The sequence below is a fragment of the Undibacterium sp. Ji22W genome (assembly GCF_049340305.1).
Lineage (GTDB): Bacteria > Pseudomonadota > Gammaproteobacteria > Burkholderiales > Burkholderiaceae_D > Undibacterium.
The window spans coordinates 721,559-735,677 of sequence record NZ_JBMPOU010000002.1 but is presented as its reverse complement, the minus strand read 5'-3'; the positions used below and the strand labels follow the sequence as shown (position 1 = coordinate 735,677).

Annotated in this window: 10 protein-coding genes; 6 read left to right on the top strand and 4 right to left on the bottom strand. The window is 46.8% G+C overall.

The annotated features are described in order from the left end of the window. Window positions 1–263: 263 nt before the first annotated feature. Complete coding sequence (locus tag ACO0KW_RS10030) at window positions 264–2,363, top strand: tetratricopeptide repeat protein (protein WP_423052936.1); 2,100 nt, start codon at window positions 264–266, stop codon at window positions 2,361–2,363. 314 nt (window positions 2,364–2,677) lie between these two features. Continuing rightward, the gene (locus ACO0KW_RS10025) at window positions 2,678–3,292 is read left to right on the top strand and encodes a calcium-binding protein (protein ID WP_423052935.1); all 615 of its coding nucleotides are present in this window, start codon (window positions 2,678–2,680) and stop codon (window positions 3,290–3,292) included. 96 nt (window positions 3,293–3,388) lie between these two features. On the opposite strand, the gene ACO0KW_RS10020 is transcribed toward ACO0KW_RS10025, so the two are convergent. After that, a complete protein-coding gene (locus ACO0KW_RS10020) occupies window positions 3,389–3,694 on the bottom strand; it encodes a hypothetical protein (RefSeq protein ID WP_423052934.1) in 306 nt (101 codons plus the stop codon). On the opposite strand from ACO0KW_RS10020, the gene ACO0KW_RS10015 reads away from it, so the two are divergent. The 4 genes from ACO0KW_RS10015 to ACO0KW_RS10000 all read left to right on the top strand — a co-directional run bounded on the left by ACO0KW_RS10015 (window position 3,680) and on the right by ACO0KW_RS10000 (window position 10,072). Further along, window positions 3,680–5,200, top strand: coding sequence for a class I SAM-dependent methyltransferase (locus ACO0KW_RS10015; protein ID WP_423052933.1), 1,521 nt, complete (start codon window positions 3,680–3,682; stop codon window positions 5,198–5,200). The genes ACO0KW_RS10020 and ACO0KW_RS10015 overlap by 15 nt on opposite strands. A gap of 332 nt (window positions 5,201–5,532) precedes the next feature. Beyond that, complete coding sequence (locus tag ACO0KW_RS10010; RefSeq protein WP_423052932.1) at window positions 5,533–7,359, top strand: type I secretion system permease/ATPase; 1,827 nt, start codon at window positions 5,533–5,535, stop codon at window positions 7,357–7,359. A 2-nt stretch (window positions 7,360–7,361) separates the two neighbouring features. Then, window positions 7,362–8,717, top strand: coding sequence for an HlyD family type I secretion periplasmic adaptor subunit (locus ACO0KW_RS10005; protein ID WP_423052931.1), 1,356 nt, complete (start codon window positions 7,362–7,364; stop codon window positions 8,715–8,717). Window positions 8,718–8,719: 2 nt separating this feature from the next. After that, window positions 8,720–10,072, top strand: coding sequence for a TolC family outer membrane protein (locus tag ACO0KW_RS10000; protein WP_423052930.1), 1,353 nt, complete (start codon window positions 8,720–8,722; stop codon window positions 10,070–10,072). A 72-nt stretch (window positions 10,073–10,144) separates the two neighbouring features. On the opposite strand, the gene gatB is transcribed toward ACO0KW_RS10000, so the two are convergent. The 3 genes from gatB to gatC all read right to left on the bottom strand — a co-directional run bounded on the left by gatB (window position 10,145) and on the right by gatC (window position 13,619). Then, the gene (gatB, locus tag ACO0KW_RS09995; RefSeq protein ID WP_423052929.1) at window positions 10,145–11,617 is read right to left on the bottom strand and encodes an Asp-tRNA(Asn)/Glu-tRNA(Gln) amidotransferase subunit GatB; all 1,473 of its coding nucleotides are present in this window, start codon (window positions 11,615–11,617) and stop codon (window positions 10,145–10,147) included. A gap of 124 nt (window positions 11,618–11,741) precedes the next feature. After that, window positions 11,742–13,196, bottom strand: a complete 1,455-nt coding sequence (gatA, locus tag ACO0KW_RS09990; RefSeq protein ID WP_423052928.1) for an Asp-tRNA(Asn)/Glu-tRNA(Gln) amidotransferase subunit GatA — start codon at window positions 13,194–13,196, stop codon at window positions 11,742–11,744. Between the two features lie 120 nt (window positions 13,197–13,316). Continuing rightward, window positions 13,317–13,619 (bottom strand): Asp-tRNA(Asn)/Glu-tRNA(Gln) amidotransferase subunit GatC, encoded by a 303-nt coding sequence (gene gatC, locus ACO0KW_RS09985; protein ID WP_423052927.1) that lies wholly within the window; start codon window positions 13,617–13,619, stop codon window positions 13,317–13,319. Between the last annotated feature and the right edge of the window lie 500 nt (window positions 13,620–14,119).

The following is a 14,119-nucleotide window of genomic DNA, read 5'->3' as shown; positions in this document are numbered from 1 at the left end:
GTTGACGTCTCTTTTGAATAGGACGTTGAGCACACGGCATTAGCGGAACTCAGATCGACAAATAGTGCTTGCTTGCCCGCCGGCGCAGACTGATCATGCTGAAGGCTTTGAATGTAGATTCATTGCTGTCACAATATGACTATTCAATCGCGGCTGTGCCAGACGAATTGACGTTTTCTTGAGCGGATACCGGTGAGAATTTTGCTATGCCCTATCCGCCCAGTTTTTAAACTACTGAACTAGTCACTCACGACAAGAGCAACGTGCAGCAAACATCTCTAGCCATTTTGATCCAACGCGGCCTGGCCTTACATCGACAAGCGAAATTCGATGGGGCACAGAAATTTTATGAGCAGGTCCTAGCGCAACAGGCGAATCATTTTGATGCGCTATATCTATTGGGTACTTTGTCAGCACAGCGTCAGCAATTCACACGTGCTGATGCGCTTTTGTCGAAAGCATTGCAAATCAATCCACAGCACGCGGGATGCTATTCGAATCGCGGCAATGTATTAAAGGCGCTTAAGCGTTTAGATGAGGCCTTATGTAGCTACGATGAAGCGATTCGCCTTCAGCCCGATTTTGCGCAAGTGTACGCAAACCGTGGCAATGTTTTGCAAGAACTTAATCGATTTGATGATGCACTTTGCAGTTACGATCAGACGATCGGTCTGCGGGCCGGTGACGCTGAATGTTATTCAAATCGTGGCATCGCATTACAAAAGCTCAAGCGATTGGATGACGCTGTATTGAGTTACGATCAAGCGATTGCGGCGAATTCCGCGTACGCGCCAGCTTACTTTCATCGCGCGAATGTTTTGCACGAGCTAAATCGATCAGATGAAGCGCTCACGAGCTACGATCAGGCGATAAAGCTCAAGCCCGAGTACGCGCCTGCTTACTACAATCGCGGCAATCTATTACACCAACTACAGCGTTTCGATCAGGCACTATCGAGTTATGATGAGGCGATCAGATATCAACCAGACTATGCTGACGCTTATGCAAATCGCGGTATAGTTTTGCTGGAACTCAATCGCCTTGATGAAGCCCTTTTGAATTTTGATCTTGCGCTGACTTTGCATCCCGATGCTGCGCAATTTCACTTTAACCGTGGTAGCGCACTGCTCAGATTAAAGCGTTTTTCCGAGGCGTTATCGAGCTTTGAAAATGCAATTCGCATGCAAACTGATTGCGCTGATTTTTATTGCAATCGCGGCCAGGCACTTCAAGAACTCCTTCGATTTGAAGACGCATTATTGAGTTACGATCGAGCGATTAGCATCAAATCTGATTACGCGTCAGCTTATTACAATCGCGGCTTAGCCTTGCGTGAACTTCAACGCTTGGATGAAGCCATCATGAGCTATCAACGAGCGATTCAAATTAGTCCTGATTTTGCAGAAGCGCATTGGAATCTCGCGCTATGCCATTTGTTAGCAGGTAATTTTAAAGATGGATGGCAGGGATTTGAATGGCGCTGGCGCGATGCGCTGGCCTTCAAATTTCAAGAGCAGAGAAATTTTTCGCAACCATTATGGCTTGGCGAAGCATCGCTCGAAGATAAAACCATTTTGCTTTATGCGGAACAAGGTCTGGGTGACACCCTGCAGTTCTCTCGCTATGTTGAAGGCGTAGTTCAGTGCGGGGCAAAAGTGATCTTAGAAGTTCAGCGCCCTCTAGTCAGCTTGTTAGGCCATTTGGATGGTATTAGTCAAATCGTGGCACGGGGTGATGCGCTGCCTGCGTTTGATTACCAATGTCCATTGTGTTCATTACCGCTGGCTTTCAAAACAGAACTACACACCATTCCTCAGGTGTCGCAACAGATCACCAGCGACAGCGATCACGTCGAGAAATGGCGCAGTCTAATAGGCCAATCCGGTAAACCTCGCATCGGTATCGTTTGGCGCGGCAACCCCATGCATAAAAATGATGATAAGCGTCGCATCAGTCTTGCACAGCTCATTCCGTATTTATCTTCACAGTTTGATTATTTCAGTCTGCAAAAAGAGCTAGGTGAAACTGATCGGGCGTTATTGGCTGATTGCGGTCGCATCAAACACTTTGGTGAGAAATTGGAAGATTTCGCTGATACGGCTGCACTCTGTACATTGATGGATCTCGTCATCAGTGTCGACACAAGCGTTGCGCATTTGGCTGGGACGTTAGGACGGCCGACTTGGATCTTGTTGCCCTATAGCCCAGATTGGCGCTGGCTGTTGGAGCGTGATGACAGCCCTTGGTACTCCTCTGTAAAACTCTATAGGCAAGAAACAACAGGCGATTGGCGTAGCGTGTTGGAGAAAGCCCGCTGTGACTTGCAGCAGCTTTTGTCAGATCGTGGGAATGTGATTTTCTAAATACGCCTCTTTGTCGCTTGTCTGCAACTGTGGAGGCGAGGACAGGAAATATGGCGGCCATTTTTTGTGTTCTATTGAGACTTCAGATAGTCGTTGAGAAAGGGATATTTGCATCTATCGAAAGCCGCGGGGGTAGTCGCGTTTTAAGCAAAAATTTTCTTCCTTAGTTTTGGCGTAGATGCACTACAAGTTCGAATATGCACTATGATTACGTTTGAACTTGTATATGAATTCACTACGATACAGATTCAGTATGCGATGGCTTAGTGTTTAAACCAAAAGCGATCGTTGTAGATAACTTGAGGAGTCAAGTAATGCCAAAAATATCAAGAACACAGTACGGTACAGATGATAATGATCAACTGATCGGCACTGCATTGGACGACACTATTTACGGTGGTGCGGGCGAAGACTACCTTGTTGGTGGCGACGGAAATGATCGATTATACGGTGGCGCTGATACCGACTACTTAATGGGCGGCAAAGGAAATGATTCCTTGTTTGGGGGCGATGGCTTTGATTTATTAGTAGGCGGCACGGGTAATAATATACTCGCGGGCGGCTATGATATGGATTTATTCGTGTTGCGTATGGACCTCTCCATATTCGTAGCACCGGGACACTTTGCAGAAAATTCTTTTGATACGATCGTTGACTACGTACCAGGCCTTGATAAATTCTATATTGGCGTGTTGAGTCAACAAAATGGTCAGGGATCACTGCCATTGTCTGCATTTGTTTCGGGTTATGGTGCGGTGGCGCAGGACGCAGATGATAGGCTTATTTATGACCGGTCGACTGGCAATCTGTACTGGGATGAGAACGGGAACGCGCCGGGCGGATCAGTATTGTTCGCGAAATTGCTTGGCGCGCCTGATCTAAAATACACCGACGTCTTTCTTGTGAATGTGACTCCAGTTGATCCCTAGTCTTTTTGTGACTTGACTGGTGTTTGTGTTTGAAGGGATGACTTGAAACAGGTCATCCCTTTTTGTTTCGTGGTTCTGTCTTCCGAATGTCTGGTTTTACTTTAAATCGGCTTCGATCATTTTAATCCACGCATTCAGTAAGAAATGGCTGGCCGAAGTTTCACGGCACTTCACCATGCCATTCATCGCTGCAAATTTCAGAATCGTCCAAAAGTGCCCAGATAAATCTCCGCCGATATTGTGCCGCGTCAACGGTAAGCCTGTTTCAACAGGCCGAATTGTTGTTGAACTGTCAGTGAATATGTAGAGGATGAGTAACAGCTCTGCTACACTGTCGGGATCAAAAATTGTGAATATGATTTCGACAACATCAAAAGGAGCAACATCTTGAACTGGAAACACGGCTATTTCGCAGACAGTGGATATACCTACGGATTTTATCCTGAGACCATGCCCTGGCGTCTGCATTGGGCGGCCATGTTGCAAGATCACCGCACCAATTTGCAAGGATTTCGTTACCTCGATGCAGGTTGTGGCCAAGGTTACAATCTAATTATCGCTGCCATTTGCCATCCAGACTCGGAGTTTGTCGGTATCGATTTTCTACCTGAGCATATTGCCCATGCACGCGGTTTGGCCGAGCGCTGTGGTGTGCGCAATGTGCGTTTTATAGAAGGCGACTTTATTCGCTTGGCAGAAGACCCTACATCGTTGGGTGAATTTGATTATGCCGTTTGTCACGGCATTGCCACTTGGGTCGCGCCGGTCGTTAGAAACGCCTTGTTTAAGTTGATAGGTCAGGTGTTAAAACCGGGTGGCGTTTTCTACAACAGCTATAACACGCTTCCTGGCTGGCTCAGTATGATTCCTTTCCAGCACTTGGTGCTGTTGGAACAAAAAACCAAGTCAGGCCACCTTGCGATTGAAGCCGCCACTTCTGATATTGAACGTTTGCGAACTTTGGCTCCGTCGATTATCAAAGCTTTGCCGGGAATGGAAGCACGTTTTCAAAACATGAAAACCCAAGATACGAGTTATTTGCTGCAAGAATACAATAATGAATTCTGGGAGCCTCTGTTCGTTAGTCAAATGATTGGCGATATGGCCAATGTCAAATTGAATTATTTGGGAACCGCAACATTACCAGAGTGTTTCGATGCTCTATTGCCCAAAGAATTGAAGGAGTGGCTGTTCACACAAGAGAGTGTGACGATGCGTGAGCAATTGCGTGATTACGCTCTGAACCAGAGCTTCCGTCGCGATCTGTATGTCAAAGGTGGGAATAAATTCTGGCAGCATGAAAAGTCCAAGGTCATGCACGAAACACGTTTTGTGTTTAATCCAATGATGAAACTGCCTGAAGAAGGAGCCCCGTTTGAAATCAAAGGCGGCATCTTGACCATTTCTGGCAAGCCTGAGATTTATCTTCCATTATTGAAATTCGTCAAAGATGCGGGCGCTGCTGGTGTCAGTATTACGGAATTGATGGCACGTTCGACTGATCCTGCAGAACGGCTGTCGGTGCAATCTACTGTCACATTAATGGTCCACTCAAATTATTTGATGCCAATTACCAATGCCGGTGTGCCTAGTCGTCAGGTTACCGCTAAACTAACCGAAGCAGTGTTGGCAGGCGCTCCTTATAAGTATCTTCCTTTGCCGACTGTTGGTACCGCGGTCACTATGGGAGAAGTTGATTGGGTATTGATGCATTTGTCCCTCACCGACGTGCCTTCAGATCAATGGAATAAAGCGCTGCCTGAATTCTTAAAACAACTTGGACGTAATCTGCTGAAAGACGGCGCGCCAATATTTGATGCTGCAACTCAAACCCAAATTGTCGATGGTTTAATTAAGATATGGGTTGATGTAAAGGAGCCCTTTTTCAAAGCAGTGAAAGCCATTTAAGGCTGAGATAGTACTTAATTTTGTCGGCAAAAAGAGGATGTGCATTGAATTGCACTTCCTCTTTTTCTTTTCAATGCACCCGAAAATCATCTCAGGTCATGCCTATTTGACCATCCAAAACCTAGGAAGTCGTCGCTTGTAAATTTGTTGGTAATTTAAGAATGCTATGTTACGATGTCGAAAATGTGACGTTCATCACATTTTTGATGAGTCAGGCAGACGATAATATGCCTAAGAAGTCGAGTGGTTTTTTTGCGTTAAGGCATTTGCTGGCGCGTTGAATCCGTTTTTTCGTTGGATCTCTAGGGCACGATGATGTGCTGAAATGGTTTATGAAATCAAATTCACAACTCCCAAGAAATGAAATAATTTCTCTTTTGGCCTCGTTCAAAAGTACATTTATTACAATCGGTGTGTTTAGTGCCATCATCAATTTGTTGATGTTGGCCCCCTCATTGTATATGTTGCAGGTCTATGACCGCGTGTTGCAAAGTCGTAATGAAATGACCTTGTTGATGCTTAGTTTGTTGATTCTGGGCGCTTATGCATTTATGAGTGCGCTGGAATTCATCCGAAGCTTCGTGTTGATTCGCGTCGGTACCAAACTCGATATGCAAGTCAACAAACGTATTTATACGGCGGCATTTGAACAAAACTTGAAGCGCGGCGGTGGCAACGCCGGGCAGTCCTTGCAAGATCTGACCACCATTCGTCAATTTTTGACGGGTAATGGTCTCTTCGCATTTTTTGACGCGCCTTGGTTTCCGTTCTACTTGTTCGTTATTTTTATGTTCGACACGTACATGGGTCTTTTCGCTTTGTGCGCCGTCGCAGTCATGGTTTTTCTGGCGTATGTGAATGAACGTGTTTCCAAACAACCCTTAGCCGAAGCGAATGCGATGGCGATTTCTTCTACCAATCTCGCGACCAATAATCTGCGTAATGCAGAAGTGATTGAAGCGATGGGTATGTTGCCAAATTTGATGGCACGTTGGTACAAATTGCACGGTCGTTTTTTACAACTGCAAGCAGAGGCGAGTGAAAAATCTGGGATCGTCACGGCATTAAGTAAGTTTGTGCGTGTTTCTGTTCAATCCCTGGTATTGGGTTTGGGTGCCATCTTGGTGATCGAAGGCAAAGTTTCGCCAGGTATGATGATTGCCGGCTCGATCTTATTGGGTAAAGCGACTGGCCCGATTGATCAATTAATTGGGGTTTGGAAGCAATGGAGTTCGGTCAAGGGTGCCTACGAACGGCTGAATCAATTGCTGGCTAATAATCCACCACGCAACCCTGGCATGGAATTGCCGAAGCCAGAAGGACATCTGGCGGTTGAAGGTGTGACCGCTGCGCCACCGGGTTCCCCAATTGCGATAATTAAAGCACTCTCATTCTCATTACAACCAGGCGATGTGCTCGGTATCATCGGCCCTTCTGGCGCTGGTAAATCTACACTGGCTAGATTGTTAGTTGGGGTCTGGCCTGCTGCGGTCGGCAAAGTGCGTTTAGATAGCGCCGACATTTACCAATGGAGCAAAGATCAACTGGGTGGCCATATTGGTTACCTGCCGCAAGATATTGAACTATTCGGTGGAACTGTCGCAGACAATATTGCACGCTTCGGTACGATCGATTCTGAAAAAGTCATTTTGGCGGCAAAACGCGCTGGCGTGCATGAAATGATTTTGCACTTCGCTAAAGGCTACGACACGATTTTGGGTGATGGCGGTGCAGGTTTATCGGGCGGTCAAAAACAAAGGATAGGCTTGGCGCGTGCCATGTATGACGATCCTTCTTTATTGGTGCTTGATGAGCCGAACTCGAATCTGGATGACGTCGGTGAACAAGCCTTGGTCGCTGCGATTAATGATTTGCGCGAGCGCGGCAAAACAATCGTGTTGATTACGCACAGAACCACCGTTTTGAGTGCGACGACAAAATTGTTGTTGTTGAATGATGGAACAGCCCAGGCATTTGGACCGCGTGAGCAAGTTTTACAAGCCTTGGCACAGGCAAGCCAACAGGCGCAACAAGCTCAGGCACAACAATTACTCGCACAGAAGTCGCAAACAGCAACCCCGCCAGCAGATACGCAAGCGCGCATTGAGGCGGCTGATGCTGATGCGGATGCTGATGTTGAAGAAGCTAAACAGGATTAATTATGAATAACGCTTTAGTGAAAAAAAATGACGTGACGGACGTGGTTCCTCACGAAGAGCCGGCGATTGATGTCGCGACGGATGCAGGTGGATATGCACGCCTCGGTTGGATTATTGTAATAGTGGGCGTAGTCGGCTTCTTCCTCTGGGCTTCGTTTGCACCGCTGGACAAGGGCGTCGCATTAAGTGGAACGGTGGCAGTTTCTGGTAATCGAAAAGTCATTCAGCATCAAACTGGTGGTACGGTTGATGCAATCTTGGTGAGTGATGGCGACGTTGTCAAAGCTGGGCAAGTCTTGATCAAGATGAATAGCGTGTCCGCGAAATCGAATGCCGAAGTAAGTCGCGTTCAGTGGTATACGGCATTAGCGACTGAGTCCCGTCTTAAATCTGAGCGCGATAACGCGTCAGCGGTGTTGTTTCCAAAGGAATTACTCTCTGCCAAATCAGATCCACATGTGGCTGACAGTATCCAGTTACAACAGCAGCTTTTCAGTGCTCGTACAGGCGCATTACGTAGTGAAATGGCTGCGTTTGATGAGAACGTCGCTGGCGCTCAAATTCAGTTAAAGAGTTTGGAAGAGTCGATGCAAAACAAGAAGCAGCAAATTTCATTTTTGAAAGAGCAGCTAGATAGTTTGCGCGAATTATCGAAGGACGGTTATGTTGCCAGAAGTCGTTTGCTCGATCTTGAACGTACGTATGCCCAAGTGACAGGCGCAGTTTCGGAAGATATCGGAACTATAGGCCGCGTGGGACGTCAAGTTGCAGAGTTAAAATTGCGTAAGGCACAACGTCAGCAAGAGTATCAACGTGAAGTGCGTTCGCAATTGTCCGACACGCAAAAAGAAGCTGAGGCTTTGCTGAATCGCCTGAAAGCTTTGGATTATGAATTGAAAAATGTGGACGTTAAGTCACCAGTCGATGGCATCGTGACCAGCTTAAACGTATTTACGGTAGGCGCAGTCGTCGGTAGCGGCTTTAAATTACTCGAAGTCGTTCCTGCAGATGATATGTTAATTGTAGAAGGTCAATTGCCAGTTCATTTGATCGACAAGGTACATGTTGGTTTGAGTGTAGATATTATTTTCTCTGCTTTCAACACGAATACGACTCCACACATTCCGGGCATTGTGAAGCAAGTATCGCCTGACCGTACTGTTGAAGAACGCACAGGGCAGCCGTTCTATAAGATCAAAGTAGTAGTCGCACCTGCAGGCGTGAAAATGCTGGGTAATTTGCAAATTCGCCCTGGTATGCCTGCCGATATGACGGTTAAAACCGGTGAGCGTACGATGATGAACTATTTAATGAAGCCTGTACTTGATCGCGTCCATTCTTCTATGAAGGAAGAGTAATTATGTTCAAACTACCTTTTCGTCTTAGTCTCATTTCAGGTGCCTGCGCATGCATATTGATACACGCGCAACCGGCAAGTGCGATTAGCCTAATTCAGGCTTACCAAGCGGCATTGCAAAATGATCCTCAGCATCGTAGTGCGAAAGCTGACAATGATTCGGGCAAGCAATACGAGGTAATTGGTCGTGCCGGATTATTGCCGCAAGCGCAGTATGGCTATTCGCTTACCCGTAATAAAGGCGAGTCTGTAAATCCGCCTAACTTTTTGGGTATAGTAACCAAAACGAATTTGGACTACTTGAGCAGCAGTAAAAGTGTTTCGATCCGTCAGACATTGTTCAATTTGGATAGCTACGCCCGTTTCAAACAGGGTGTAGTTCAAACGAAATACAGTGCTGCGCAATTTGATGCGCGTAGTAAAGATTTGATGTCACGTGTTTTAACCGCCTATGTTGAAGCCAAGTTCGCGGACGATCAACTAGCCTTATTTAAGGCGCAACGTGATTCTTACGCGGAGCAACGCAAGGTGAATCAGCGCCTGTTTGAAAAAGGCGAGGGCACGAAAACCGATATGCTTGAAACGCAAGCCAAACTGGACGTTGCTGAAGCAGTCATTTTGGAAGCGGAGGATAACTTATTTAATGCGCGTAATGCCTTAACTGCCATTATAGGGATGGACATTACCAGCTTAGATAAGTTGCGAGAAGGTGCGGAGTACTCCTATCTGATCGACGGTGATTTTGAGTCATGGCGTTCGATTACCACAGCGAACAATTCGGAATTGGCGGCAGCACAGTTAGCCGTAGAAATCTCAGAACAAGAGATTGCAAAAAGCCGTGCTGGACATGCCCCACGTTTAGACTTGAGTGCCAACTATAATCACGGGAAATCTGAAACAATTACCACGCTGCAGCAGGATAATAATGTTCGTTCACTCGGTGTGCAATTGGTGATTCCGATTTATTCTGGTGGCTATGTGAATGCTGTCTCAAAACAAGCCGTCGCACAAAAGGAAAAAGCCTTGGCTGATTTAGAATCTGTGCGAAATCGGGTGATGAATGAATTGCGTAAGCAATACAATGGTTTGAAAAGCAGTGTAGCAAAAATTGAGGCTCTACAAAACTCAGTGCGTTCAGCGACTATGTTGGTTGAAGCCACTAAACAAAGTGTTAAAGGTGGTGTACGGATCAATCTCGATCTGCTCGGAGCTCAGCAACAATTGGTCTCCGCTAAACGAGATTTGGCGCAAGCACGTTACAGTTATTTGTCTAGTTTTGTGAAACTCAAAGTTACAGCAGGAACAGCTAATTTAGATGATCTGCAAACAGTCGCTAGTTTTTTTACTGCGGACTGAGTTTAACGTCAGAACCTTCATGGCAAGTTGAAACAAAAACGGGACTCATATTATTCATGAGTCCCGTTTTTTTTACGCAGTCAATTTCTTCTTCAATAACTCATTGACCTGTGCAGGATTGCCTTTGCCCTTGGTCGCCTTCATTGCCTGACCAACGAGCGCATTAAAAGCCTTTTCTTTACCTGCGCGATATTCGTCGACCGATTGCTGATTCGCGGCCATCACTTCGTCGATAATTTTTTCCAATGCACCGACATCAGAAATTTGTTTGAGGCCTTTGGCATCGATCACTTGGTCTGCCAAATTGACATCAGTCGTTGGTGTTTGCCACATAGCGGCGAAGACTTCTTTCGCGATCTTGTTGGAGATCGTGCCATCGGCGATGCGTTGCAATAGCAAAGCGAGTTGTGCCGCATTGACCGGAATGCTGGTAATGTCCATGCCTTCGCGATTCAGTGTCGAGGAGACGTCGCCCATCAACCAGTTGGCAATTTGTTTTGCCTGTGCGGGCTTGTCACCAGCAGGAGAGGCGGCGATTGCTGCTTCAAAGTACGTCGCCATCGCTTTCGATTGCGTGACGATCATTGCGTCATAGTCGGATAATCCGTATTGCGCGATAAAGCGTTCACGCATCGCCGTTGGCAATTCAGGCATGGTGCTGCGGACTTGCTCTACCCATTCGCGGCTGATGCGTAAGGGCGGCAAATCCGGATCAGGAAAATAACGATAATCTTGCGAATCTTCTTTGCTGCGCATAGAGCGCGTTTCTTTGCGATCTGGATCGTAGAGGCGAGTTTCTTGCACTACCGTGCCGCCGTCTTCGATGAGTTCGATTTGACGACGTACTTCGATATTGATCGCCTCTTCGAGGAAGCGGAAGGAGTTCAAATTCTTAATTTCGCAACGTGTGCCGAATTCTTTTTGACCGACCGGACGCACAGAAACATTGGCGTCGCAACGGAAGGAACCTTCCTGCATATTGCCATCGCAAATGTCCAGCCACATCACTAACGAATGAAGTGCTTTGGCATACGCAACCGCTTCGGCCGCGCTGCGCATGACGGGTTCAGTCACGATTTCTAGCAGCGGTGTGCCAGCACGATTGAGATCGATGCCGGTCATGCCTTGATAGTCCTCGTGCAGAGATTTACCTGCATCTTCTTCCAGATGCGCGCGTGTGAGTTCAATGACTTTGACTTCGGATTTGCCATCCTTTTCGACCACGCAGGTGACCGTGCCACCTTGCACCACCGGGATTTCAAATTGACTGATTTGATAGCCCTTAGGCAAATCAGGGTAGAAATAATTTTTGCGCGCGAAGATGGATTCTGGTGCGATCGTGGCACCAACGGCTAACCCAAACTGTATGGCTTTTTCTACCGCGCCTTTATTCATCACTGGCAATACGCCAGGTAAAGCCAAGTCAACAGGGCTGGCTTGCGTATTGGGTTCTGCACCAAATTGTATGGACGAACCGCTGAAAATTTTAGAGTTGGTTTTGAGCTGTGCATGCGTTTCAAAACCGATAACGACTTCCCATTGCATAATGAATCCTTTAGTAATTCTTTATTGGCCTAGCTATGTTTGAAATTTCCTCTCCAGTTCGCGGGAGAGAGTGAGGTCGATTCAGAGAAGACAATAATCAATCTTCAACTGCATTCCTCATCGATTACTCCGGTGCCTTAGTATGCCAATCCGTCGCTTGTTGGAACTGGTGTGCGACATTGAGCAATTTCGCTTCCGCAAAATAATTACCAATAATCTGCAAACCAACCGGGCGCTTACTATTCTTTTCACCTTGACCAAAACCACATGGAATCGACATGCCGGGTAAGCCCGCTAAGCTGGTCGATAAAGTGAAAATGTCGGCTAAGTAATTCGCCACAGGATCATCTGATTTATCACCAAGATCCCATGCGACGGTCGGTGCAACAGGGCCCATAATCACATCACATTGTTCAAACGCAGCTTGAAAATCTTGCGCGATTAAACGACGGATTTTTTGCGCTTGTAAGTAGTAGGCATCGTAGTAGCCGTGCGATAAAACGTAAGCACCAGTCAAAATGCGGCGCTTCACTTCATCACCAAAACCTTCGGTGCGCGTCTTGCGATACATATCGTTTAAGTCTTTGTATTCTGCTGCGCGGTGACCGTAGCGCACGCCATCAAAACGACTCAAATTAGATGATGCTTCGGCCGGTGCAATGATGTAATACACGGGAATCGATAATTCCGTTTTAGGCAGAGAAATATCGACTAAGATGGCGCCCATTTTTTCGTATTCTGCCAAGGCCGCGCGGACTGCTTGTTCCACATCTTTGGCGAGCCCTTCGCCGAAAAATTCACGCGGGACACCGATGCGCAAGCCTTTGATATCTTGATTCAAGTCGCGCGAAAAATCTTCTTTGTCGCGCTGCACGCTGGTGGAATCTTTTTCGTCAAAACCCGTCATTGTGTTTAAGAGCCAACTGCAATCTTCTGCAGTCTGGGCAATCGGGCCACCTTGATCGAGCGAAGAAGCAAAGGCGATCATGCCGAAGCGCGAGACGCTGCCGTAAGTGGGCTTGATACCCGTCACGCCGCAGAAGGCGGCGGGTTGGCGTATTGAGCCGCCAGTATCAGTGCCGGTCGCTGCGGGCGCTAAACGTGCCGCAATTGCAGCAGCGGAACCACCGGACGAGCCACCTGGAACGGCAGTGATATCCCAAGGATTTTTGACCGCGCCAAAATAAGAATTTTCATTGCCTGAGCCCATTGCAAATTCATCGCAATTAAGTTTGCCTAAAGTGACAGTGCCTGCTTGATTGAATAATTCAACGACGGTCGCATTAAATGGGCTGACATAATTTTCTAACATACGAGAACCAGCAGTGGAGCGCCAGTCACGGGTCACAAAAATATCTTTGTGAGCGATGGGAACGCCAGTTAGCGCGCTTACATCACCTTGCGCCAATCGTTGATCCGCGATGGCAGCTTGTGCCAATGTCAGAGTGCGATCGACATGAGTGAAAGCATTCAGATGACTAGTTTCAATACGGTTCAAGTAATGTGTCGCTAATTCAGTAGCGGAGACTTGCTTACTTTGCAGTAAAGCGGAGAGTTGTTTCAATGAGTGCGTATGCATGGATTTTCTCAGCGTATTCTTGATGTCGTTGCGTCATGCCTGCCGGGCTATTGCATAACTTTTGCATAAGCGGCGGCGGGCACGCATAAAATTGCTCGTGTTGGCTGGTGATGGGGCGCTCTACTCTATGACTTTTGGTACCAGATAGAGGCCGTCTTGGGTCGCGGGTGCAACCTGTTGATATTCTTCACGATGATTGCTTTCGGTGACTTTATCTTCACGCAACCGCAGGCAGATTTCTGGCATCACAGTTGCAATCGGGTGGCTCAAAGGTGCCACGCCCGTGGTGTCGACCGCCTTTAATTGTTCGGCGATTGAGAAAAAGCCATTGAGCTTCTCTAGTGTGCTTGCGGCTTCAGCTTCAGATAATTCTAGTCGTGCCAGATTGGCGATACGTTTTACATCGTTGAGTTCTAATGACATGGTTTACAGCGCCCTTGGGCGCGCCAGAATGATGTTAATGATAAGAAATTGCTAGTAAAACGAGTGCATAGTTTGGCGTTTACTTGCACTTTTTTTATGCTTTTAAGATCTCATAAAAAAAACCGAAAGAAGTGCAAATTCATCGCGAATTAAGTGCAAATTCTATTTGGTGGATTACCTATGATTTCTAGGATTATAAGGTAGAATGTCGGGTTAATACTCTTAAAATCGCCGAAGATGTCGAGTTTGTTAATGGATCTGGTGATTTTGGTGTTGAGGTGTAAGAGATGCTAAATGGGGTACTTAATGCGAATGAGCTTTGTGATTTTCGCTCTTTTGTTGCTAAGTTCATTTAAAAAATCTTATTTTCGTTCCGGCTGAGCCTGTTTTTCGCCGTGTTTCTCATGAAAATACGACGCTTTTCTCGCCCTTTGCAGCAAAAAGAGTAACAAATTTTCGTGTAGCAAAGCTGCTGCACATGTCGGCATTACGTCGGCACC